Raw genomic sequence first — 647 nt, 5'->3', positions numbered from 1 at the left:
GCTCTCGGTGACGGCAACTCCCCGAGCGCGCAGTCGCGCAACACCTTTGCGTCCTGCCGCAGGCGCGTGACCATGTCCCGCCATCGGATTGATCAGGACGGTAACCTTCTCGATCTGACTGCGGGTTTCGGTCACGGAATCAGCTTTCCAGGATTGAGGATGCCGGCAGGGTCCACTGCATTCTTCACTGCGCGAAGGATGTTCGCGCCCAGTTCACCGATCTCGTCCTTCATCCATGGGCGGTGATCGGCGCCGACAGCGTGGTGATGGGTGATCGTGCCACCGGCGGCGATGATCGCATCGCCAGCGGCAGTTTTCGCCTTGTGCCACTGAGCGATCGGATCCTCGGTCTGCGCGCTGACCACGGTGAAGTACAGCGAAGCACCGGTCTTGTAGGTGTGCGAAATGTGGCACATCACGAGCGGCTGAGTCCCCTGCTCGACGAGAGCCTTGGTCAGCGCCTCGGTGACCGAGGAGCGCAGGTTCGCGAGGTTACCCCAGGTGGTTGCCGTCTCGAGGGTTTCACACAGCGCACCGACATCGAGGAGAGCGTCACGCAGATACGGTGCATCGAATCGCCCGTGTTCCCAGCTGTTTCCGGGCTCCTCGCCGAGCGATGTGCCGCCGTGAGCGGTGAGAATTGCTCG

Annotated in this window: 1 protein-coding gene and 1 pseudogene; both read right to left on the bottom strand. The window is 62.8% G+C overall.

Translation table 11 applies throughout. The features are described 5' to 3' along the window. Positions 1-135, bottom strand: a pseudogene (locus A2J01_RS36125) (diacylglycerol kinase); the annotation flags it as partial. Further along, positions 132-647: FAD-linked oxidase C-terminal domain-containing protein (locus A2J01_RS29645; RefSeq protein ID WP_331715350.1), on the bottom strand; the 516-nt coding region annotated here is incomplete at its 5' end. The pseudogene A2J01_RS36125 and the gene A2J01_RS29645, both read right to left, overlap by 4 nt.

The organism is Rhodococcus sp. EPR-134 (assembly GCF_001647205.1).
Lineage (GTDB): Bacteria > Actinomycetota > Actinomycetes > Mycobacteriales > Mycobacteriaceae > Rhodococcus_F > Rhodococcus_F qingshengii.
Note: the sequence above shows the minus strand (reverse complement) of the source record. Positions and strands in the feature narration are given on the sequence as shown.